Raw genomic sequence first — 8,868 nt, 5'->3', positions numbered from 1 at the left:
CTGGACGAAAGGGCCTACCGAAAGCGGGTGGAGGCGAGCCGCTTCCCCGGCGAGACCTTCCGGGTGCTCAAGGACAAGGACCTCAAGCGCTACGGGGAGTACCGCACGAGAAGGCTGGTGCTGGAGGCGTGGGAGAGGCTGCCAAGCGGCTCCCAGGCAAGGGCACCTATACGAGAGGGATAGCCTCCATCCGATAGTGCTTCCGACCGCTTTTGCTGGGATCAACACGAAAGCGAGCCAAAAAGGGCGGCGGAGTTCTCTGGAGGAAGGCCTCAACTTTGGATTGGGCCTGATAAAACTCCGAGGCCAGAACCAACAGCCAGTCCTTTTGGGGGTTCTTGGGGAAAGAGAGCAGGATGACCCCGGCCCCGTAGTGCAAAATGGCGGCCTTTTCCTCCTGCCGGTAACGCATCCTTTTATCCAGGGTCAGGACCACCCATCCCCGCGAAGCCACGAAGCGCAACAGGTCCTCGTCGGGCGCATTTGGGGCGAAGTGGTCGTCGTGAAGTTCCACCGAAAGGCCAAGCTTCCGAAGCTCCAGCGCAAACCTCTTCCCCAGGTTGCGGTCGCAGAAGAAAACCGGGCTCACGCGGCCATGCCCTCAAAAACTAGGGCTTCCCGAACGGCCTCGAGGGAGAGGCCATAGTCTTCAGCGATTTCCTCTAGCTCCTCTCCGGCGTTGAACCGCAAGGCCAGGACTCGGGTTTGAACCCTTTGCACCGCAGGGGCCCCAAAGGCCACTCGGGGGTCCAGGGTAATCCACTCCGATCGGACCTTCTCGCCCACCGGCGGGCGGAAGCGAAGAGGCAGGCCCTTCTCGTCGCGCTCCACGCGCTTGAGGAAGGTCTCCAGGATCTCCCGCAAGGCCACCTGGCCGCTCCGGGTCAGGGAGAGAAGTTCTCTGCCGTGCTCCACGAAGACCTCCCCGAGGCCTGCCTGAAGGTCTAAAAGCAGAGGGCGCTCTACCTGAAGCAGCTCCTTGGCCGCTTCCACCGCCTGGCGCACCCGCTGCATGGAAATGCGGTGCTCCCGGCGCAGGGCCGCCAGCACGTTGGCCTCCACCAGGTTGTGGAAGGATAGGAACGGCCCGCCCCCGGGGGTTTGAATCAAGGGCGGCGACCACTCTCGCTTGGAACCCCCTTGCACCGGGTAGCCGCGCCCCCGCACCCACGTTCGCAGGGTGGCCTCCGGCACGCCCAGGTACCGGGCCGCCTCCCGGAGGGTGTAAAGGGGAGCGTCCCTCGGGTCCCGGCGCTCCCCCGGGGGGAAGGCCCCTCGAGGCTCGCCCAGAGTCAAGGGGTTGTTCCTGCCGTTCTCCCCTCCCATTCTCGTCCCAATCATACCCGCTTTTGCCGACCGGCAAAGGCCCAAGATCACGGGCCACGCCCTGCCGTTTAAACTTAGAACATGCCCTGGAAGCTCCAGCCCGACGACCTCCGCCCCGAGCGCTGGTTCGCCCAGGTCCTCCCCCGCCTGGTGCAGGGGGAAGCCCTGGACTGGTCGGGGGTGACCGAGGCGAGTCCGGAGGGCCTCGAGGCCCTCTTCTCTCCCCTCCTCGCCCTGGGCCTTTCCCCGGAAGAAGTGGCCCGCCGCCTGGGAGTGGGGACCATGCCCGAGGCCCTTCGCGCCTGGGCCCTCGCCCGGCTTGGGCTCTCCGAGACCTCCTTGAGGGCGGGGGCGCCCCAGCGCGACCCCTTCGCCCAGCTCCAAAGCATCCAGGAAAGCTTCCGGGGCTACGCCGAAAGCTTCGTGGAGCCCAGGAACCCAAGGATCGCCGACTTCCTCCGGAAGGGCGTGGAGGAGGAGGACCTCCTCTGGCGCGAGCCCTTCATCGCCCAGAAAAGGCGCTACCGCCTGGGGAAAAGCGTGGACGAGCTCATCCGGGAAGGCCTCCTGCCCCCGGAGATCCGCCCCCTCCTGAGGCGCAACCCGGAAGACTTCCAGGACCCCACCCCCTTCCACCCCTACGTCCACCAGGAGGAGGCCCTGCGGGCCGCCCTACGGGGAGAGAGCTTCGTGGTGGCCACGGGCACGGGCTCGGGGAAGAGCCTGGCCTTCGGCATGCCCATCCTGGTCCACGCCCTGAGGGAGCGCCGCCCGGGCGTCAAGGCGGTCCTCGTCTACCCCATGAACGCCCTGGCCAACTCCCAGTACCGGGACTTCGCCCTGAGGCTCCACGGCTCGGGCCTCCGCATCGCCCTCTACAACGGCGAAACCCCCCGCACCCGGGAGGAGGGGCAGGCCCTAAGGGAGCGCCTCCTCCTGGAGCGCACGGTGAGCGACGCCGAGGTCCTGAGCCGGGAGGAGATCCGGGAAAACCCCCCGGACCTCCTCCTGACCAACTACGTCCAGCTGGAGCTCCTCCTCACCCGCCGCGAGGACCGCCTCCTCTTCCCTCCCGAGCACCGGGGGGTTTTGCGCTACCTGGTCCTGGACGAGGTGCACACCTACGCGGGCCTCAGGGGGGCGGACGTGGCCCTCCTCATCCGGCGCCTGAGGCAGCACACCGGGGCCGGGGAGGGCCTCCAGGTCATCGGCACCTCGGCCACGGTGGACCGGGGGGAGGAGGCCATCCGGCGCTTCGCCGAAAGCCTCTTCGGGGCCCCCGTGGCCCGGGTCATCGGGGAGACCCTCGAGGACCCCCCTCCCCTGGACCTCTCGGGCCTCCCCGAGGAGCTCAAGGAGGCCGTGCGGGCGCGCCCCGGGGGCGAGGCCAGGGTGCGCCGGGTGGTCCTCTTCCTGGAAGGGGCCCTCGCCGAGCCCAAGACCCTGGGGGAGCTCGCCCAGGAGCTCGCCAAGGCCGAGGGGGTTCCGGAGGACCAGGCCCGGGCCGAGGTGGCCCTGGGCCTAAGGGTGGGGGCGGCCACGGGCTACCTCATCCCCCGCATCCACGCCTTCTACGCCCAGGCCCCGGACCTCACCGCCACCCTGGACCTCGTGGGCCTCTCCCTCAAGGGGGAGCGGAACCTGAAGGGCAGGCCCGCCTACCCCGTGGTCTTCTGCCGCAACTGCGGCCAGGAGTACCTGGTGGCCCGCCTGGAGAAGGGCCGCTACCTTCCCGGGCCCTCCCTGATGGAGCCCTCCCGCAAGGAGGTGCGCTACCTCCGGCCCGGGTTCTGGCACCCCGAGAAGGAGCCCCTCCCCGAGGACTGGCTGGACGAGAAGGGCCGGGTCAAGCGGGACCGGGCGGGCCTGGTTCCCCAAAACCTCACCCTGGACCCCTTCACGGGGGAGGCCCAGGAGGGGGGCGTGCCGGTGGCCGTCCTCCCCTACCCCTTCCAGTTCTGCCCCACCTGCCAGGTGGCCCACTCCCGGCGGGGCGGGGAGATCCGGAAGCTCGCCGCCTTCGGCCTGGTGGGCCGCTCCACCGCCACCGACCTCCTCCTCCTCTCCACCCTGGCCACCCTCCCCGAGGAGGAGCGCAAGGTCATCGTCTTCACCGACAACCGCCAGGACGCCGAGTTCCAGGCGGGCCATTTCCAGGACCTCTTCCGCAAGGTCCTCTTCCGCCAGACGGTGCTGGAGGTCCTGGAACGGGGCCCCGCCTTCCTCTCGGAGCTTGGGCGCCAGGTCTACGAGGCGTGGCGACGGAGCGACCCCAGGCGGGAGGCCCAAGCCCTCTACGACCCCTTCGGCCCCGAGGGCCGGGCGTACCAGGAGCTCCTCTCCTTGGCGGCGGTCCTCGAGGCCACCCGAAACACCCAGCCCCACCTCAAGAACCTGGAGGCCGCGGGCCTGGTGCGCTACCGCTACCGCCACCTGGAGGACCTGGTGCGGGAGGAAGGGGTCTGGAAGGGCCTCGAGGCCCCCGAGGAGGTGCGCCGGGACTACCTGGTGGGCCTTTTGGACCTCGCCCGAAGGCGGGGGGCCATCGCCCACCCCCTCCTCAACCCCTTCCACTTCCGCTACCAGGTGGAAGAGCCCCTGGCCGCCTACCCCCACGAGGTCTTCGTGGAGCCCGGGGGGGCCGCCCTCCTCCTGGAGGCCCGCCCCCCCAGGCCGCCCCGCTTCGGCCACGCCTTCCGCCTCTACGGGGACCGGCGGCCAAGCCTCTTTGAGGCCTGGACCATGCGGGCCCTGAACCTGCCCCGGGAGGAGGCCCAGGCCCTCCTCCGCCGGGTGGTGGGGGCCCTCAAGGACGAGAAAGTCCTCCTCCTGGTGGAGTTTCCCGCCTACGGCAAGGAACGCGTCCAGGGCCTGGCCCTGAGCCCCACGGCCATCCTCCTGGAGAAGACCGAGGGGCGCTACCTCTTCTGCCCCCGGAGCACCTACACGGGCCAGCTCTACGCCCTAAGGCTTTCCCCGGAGTACCCGGCCCAGGCCCTGGAGGAGCGGGAGGTTCACCCCTTCTACGAGGCCCTCTACCGCAGGCGGCCCTTCCCCGCCCCCCTCGAGGCCCGCGCCCACTCCGGCCAGGTGCCCGGGGAGGAGAGGCGGAAGCTGGAGGAGCGCTTCCGCAACCCCCAAGACCCCTTAAGCCTCCTCGTGGCCACCCCCACCCTGGAGATGGGCATAGACATCGGGGCCCTCTCCTCGGTCTTCCTGCGCAACATCCCCCCCTCCCCCGCAAGCTACGCCCAGCGCTCGGGCCGGGCGGGGCGGAAGGGACAGCCCGCCCTCATCCAGGCCTTCGCCGGGGCCCTGGGCCACGACGCCTACTTCTACCGCTACCCGGAAAAGATGGTCCGGGGAACGATCCAGGCCCCCCGCTTCCTCCTGGATAACCCGAGGCTCATCCAGGCCCACGTGCGGGCCCTGGTCCTCGAGGTCCTGGCCCAGTGGGACCTCTCCCTCCCCAGGACCGTGGCCGAGGCCCTGGACTACGAGGACCAAGGCCACGCCTTCCCCTTGAGGCCAGGCTTCCTCAAGCCCTTCGCCGAGGGCATCGCCCGCCACAAGGAGGCCATCCTCGAGGCGGTGCGGGGCGCCTTCCGGCAGGAGATGGCCCGCTTTCCCTGGTTTACCGAGGACCTGGCCCGAAGCGTGGTAGAGGGCTTCCTCGCCGACCTGGACCGCGAGCTTGACCCCTGGCGCGAGGAGTACCAAGACGCCCAGGCCCGCTACGCCGAGTTCGCCACCCGCCTAGGCCACATGGGCCCCAAGAACCCCCTCTTTGAGGAGGTGCGGGGGGAGGTGGACCGGGCGGACCGGCAGCGGCGCTTCCTGGTGGAGATGGAGCTCAGGGGCTACCTGGAGACCCGGGGCTTCCTCCCCAACTACGCCTTCGGCCGGGCCACCGCCTCCGCCGAGCTCGTCACGCCAAGCGGGGAAGTGCGCCGCCTGGAGAGGCCCACCTTCATCGCCCTCACCGAGCTCGCCCCCGGCAACACCCTCTACTACGGGGGCAGGCGCTACCACTTAAACCGCCTGGCCCTCCTCCCCAGGCCCGAGGCCTTCCGCCCGGCCAAGCGCTGCCCTTCTTGCGGCCACGTGGAGGTGGAAGGGTCCTGCCGGGCCTGCGGGGCGAGCCTCACCGCGGAGCCTCCCACCCTCAAGCTCCTCCTGCCCCCGGCCCTCCTGGGCCTGCCCCAAAGGCGCATCACCAGCGACGAGGAGGACCGGGCCCGCCTCGGCTACGAGGTGGAGTGGGACTGGAGGCCCAAGGCCCCCAAGGCCTACCGAAGCGGCGAGGTGCGCCTCCTCTACGAGCACAACGCCGAGGTGGTGGCCCTGAACAAGGGCCTCAGGGCCTGGTTCCTGGAGGAGGAGGACACCCCCTTGCAGGGGGGCTTCGTCTACTGCAAAAGGTGCCGCCGCTTCCTCCTCACGGAAAAGGAGCTGGAAGAGCACCCCTGGAAGGAGGGCAAGGAGGGCCGCTGCCCCGCCGGGGGGCAGGAGGCCGACCTGGAGCGGGGGGTGGTCCTCGAGGCCCGGGCGGAAAGCGACGTCCTGGCCCTGGAGGTGCCCCTTCCCCCCGGGGTGCCCCCGGAGAAGCAAGAGGCCTTCTACTTAAGCCTCCTCGCGGCTTTCCGCAAGGCCGCCCTGGTGGTCTTGGAGCTGGCCGACGACGAGCTCTTTGGCTTTTTGCAAAAGACCTCGGGCGGCCGGGCGCCCTACCGGGTGGTCCTGGCCGAGGGGTACGAGGGGGGCTTGGGGGCCCTCGCCGCCCTCGCCGCCTGGCCCCCCGAGGAGACGCCCCATCCCCTCAAGGAGCTCGCCACAACCGCCCTAAGGCTCATGCACCAGGGCGAGGAGAACGCCTGCGAGCGGGCCTGCTACGACTGCCTCATGGACTACGGCAACCAGGCCCACCACGCCCTCCTGGACCGGACCCTGGTCCTGGATTTCTTCGCCGAGCTTCAGGAGGCCCTATTCCGGGAGGAGCGGGAGGAGGAGGCCTGCCCCGGGCTTGGGGCGCTCCAGGCCCTTTGCGAAAGCGAGCTTGAGAAAAGGTGGCTCCTGGAGTGCTGCCGGAGGGGCCTTCCCCTCCCCGAGGAGGCCCAGCGGGTCCTGGACCTGGGGGGCACCCACACCCGCTTGGACTTCTTCTACCGGAAGGGGATAGGGGTCTTCGTGGACGGCCCGCCCCACGAGGACCCCGAGCGGGCCCGGAAGGACCGGGAGCTCCGCGGGCGCCTCGCCCTCCTCGGGGTGCCCTACGTGGTCTTCCGGGACGGGGAACCCTGGGACGAGGCCTTCGCTGAGCTCAGAAGGCTTTTGGGGGCCGGACCGGAGGAGAGCTGGGAGGAAGCTTTGGATTTAGCGGACCCCGCCTACCGGCCCCTCCTCGAGGGGCTTCGCCGCCTGGGCTTCCCGCCCCCGGACGAGGTGGGGGAGGACCTGGTCCAGGGGGGGCGGATCGTGGGGCAGAGCGTGGCCCGCTGGGGTGGGAAGCGGCTCGTGCCCCCGGGCCTCGAGGGCTTCGGCCTCGCGGTCAAACCCGACACGCCCCCCGAGGAGGTGCTGCGATACTTGAAGGCGTGAGGAGGGTCCTATGAACGTGGCCATCGCGGAGTCCTTTTATAAAAGCCTCTCCGAGCTCACCCGGGAGGAGCAGGACCAGGTGCGGGAGACTGTCTTCCTCTTCCTGCAAAACCCCAAGCACCCCAGCATTAAGTGGCACAAGTTGAGGAAAAAGGGGTTCTCGTCCATCTACGTCAACCTGGACCTGCGCATCATCCTCTACGAGGGCCGCGAGGTATACATTTTGGTCTACGTGGACCACCACGACGACGCCTAACGCTGGGCCGAGAACCACCAGGCGGAGGTCCACCCGAGGACCGGGGTCCTCCAGATCTTCCGCGTGGTGGAGGAGATCAAGGTGGTGCCCCGGGAGGTCCGCCCCCTCCTCAACTACCCCGAGGACTACCTCCTGGACCTGGGGGTGCCCCCCTCCTACCTCCGGCCCCTCCTCCTCGTGGAAAACGAGGACCAGCTCCTAGAGCTCCTCTCCGGCCTCCCCCAGGACGTCCAGGAGAGGCTTTTAGACCTCCACGCGGGCAAGAAGGTGGTGCCGCCCCCCAAGGTCAGGACCCTGGAGGACCTCGCCCGCCATCCCCTCTCCCGGCAGCACCTGCAGTTCATTCAGGACCTGGACGCGCTCCGCCGGGCCCTCTCCCACCCCTGGGAGCGGTGGATGGTCTTCCTCCACCCGGCCCAGCGGGAGGCGGTGGAGCGCGCCTTCCAGGGCCCCGCCCGGGTCACGGGCTCCGCGGGCACGGGGAAGACCGTGGTGGCCCTCCACCGGGCGGCCAAGCTGGCGGAGCGCTACCCGGGAGCCCCCCTCCTCCTCACCTCCTACAACCGCTTCCTGGCGGCCCGCCTCCGCGCGGGGCTCCGCCTCCTCCTCGGGGAGGTGCCGGGGAACCTTACCGTGGAAAACCTCCACAGCCTGGCCGTGCGGCTCCACCAAAAGCACCTGGGCCCGGCGCAGATCGCCAAGGAAGAGGAGTACCTTCCCTGGCTCTCGGAGGCCGCCTCGAGCCTTTCCTACGAGCCCGGGTTCCTGCGCTCGGAGTTCGCCTTCCTGGACGCCTGGGGCCTGTACGAGTGGGACCTCTACAAGGGCTTCCCCAGGAGCGGGCGGGGGGTGCCCCTCACCGCCCGGGAGCGGCGCAGGCTCTTTGACGCCTTCCAGAAGGTCTGGGAGCGGATGGAGGCCAAGGGGCTCCTCACCTTCAACCGGCTTTTGCACCGGCTTCGGGCCAAGGCGGAGGCGGGAGAGCTCCCCCGCTTCCGGGCGGCGGTGGTGGACGAGGCCCAGGACCTGGGCCCCGCCGAGCTCCTCTTCCTGCGCGCCCTGGTGGAAGAGGGTCCGGACGACCTCTTCTTCGCCTTAGACCCGGCCCAGCGCATCTACCGGGCCCCTCTTTCCTGGCAGGCCATGGGCCTCGAGGTCCGGGGCCGCTCCATCCGCCTCAAGGTGAACTACCGCACCACCCGGGAGATCGCCCAGGCCGCGGAGGGCCTCCTTCCCCCCGAGGTGGAGGAAGAGGTGCGGGAGGTGCTTTCCCTCCTGCAGGGCCCCCCGCCCTCGGTCCGGGGCTTCCCCACGCAGGAGGACTGCGCCGAAGACCTGGTGGCCTGGGTGAGAAACCACCTGGACTTCGGAATCCCGCCGGAGGAGATCGGGGTCCTCACCCGGGTCCGGGACCTGGCCCGGGGGCTCCGGGAACGGCTCGTGGCCCACGGCATCCCGGCCACCCTCCTCTCCGACAAGGAGGAGCAAGAGGGAGGGGTCCGCGTGGGGACGGTTCACAGCGCCAAGGGGCTGGAGTTCCGGGCCGTGGCCGTGTTCGGGGCCAACCGGGACCTCTTCCCCTTGGAGTCCCTCCTCAAGAAAGCCGCCTCGGAAGAGGAACGGGCGCACCTGGAGGAGCAGGACCGCAACCTCCTCTACGTGGCCTTTTCCCGCGCCCGAGAACACCT

General features: G+C 69.7%; 6 protein-coding genes. 4 read left to right on the top strand and 2 right to left on the bottom strand.

The genetic code is table 11. The annotated features are described in order from the left end of the window. Positions 1-183 (top strand): hypothetical protein (locus tag ABJK26_RS02280; protein ID WP_347240596.1); only part of this gene is annotated, 183 nt, incomplete at its 5' end. On the opposite strand, the gene ABJK26_RS02275 is transcribed toward ABJK26_RS02280, so the two are convergent. Together ABJK26_RS02275 and ABJK26_RS02270 are read right to left on the bottom strand one after the other, a co-directional pair. Further along, positions 167-589 (bottom strand): DUF5615 family PIN-like protein, encoded by a 423-nt coding sequence (locus ABJK26_RS02275; RefSeq protein WP_347240595.1) that lies wholly within the window; start codon positions 587-589, stop codon positions 167-169. The genes ABJK26_RS02280 and ABJK26_RS02275 overlap by 17 nt on opposite strands. Continuing rightward, positions 586-1,326 (bottom strand): DUF433 domain-containing protein, encoded by a 741-nt coding sequence (locus tag ABJK26_RS02270; protein WP_347240594.1) that lies wholly within the window; start codon positions 1,324-1,326, stop codon positions 586-588. Before ABJK26_RS02270 ends, ABJK26_RS02275 begins: the two co-directional genes overlap by 4 nt. Before the next feature lie 81 nt (positions 1,327-1,407). On the opposite strand from ABJK26_RS02270, the gene ABJK26_RS02265 reads away from it, so the two are divergent. The 3 genes from ABJK26_RS02265 to ABJK26_RS02255 form a co-directional block, all read left to right on the top strand. Then, complete coding sequence (locus ABJK26_RS02265; RefSeq protein WP_347240592.1) at positions 1,408-6,924, top strand: DEAD/DEAH box helicase; 5,517 nt, start codon at positions 1,408-1,410, stop codon at positions 6,922-6,924. 10 nt (positions 6,925-6,934) lie between these two features. Beyond that, positions 6,935-7,180, top strand: a complete 246-nt coding sequence (locus tag ABJK26_RS02260) for a hypothetical protein (protein ID WP_347240591.1) — start codon at positions 6,935-6,937, stop codon at positions 7,178-7,180. 66 nt (positions 7,181-7,246) lie between these two features. After that, the coding region (locus ABJK26_RS02255; protein WP_347240589.1) for a 3'-5' exonuclease at positions 7,247-8,868 on the top strand (1,622 nt) is incomplete at its 3' end.

This window comes from Thermus sp., from assembly GCF_039793865.1.
GTDB lineage: Bacteria > Deinococcota > Deinococci > Deinococcales > Thermaceae > Thermus.
The sequence above is the reverse complement of the archived record's forward strand: the minus strand, read 5'-3'. Positions and strand labels throughout refer to the sequence as shown.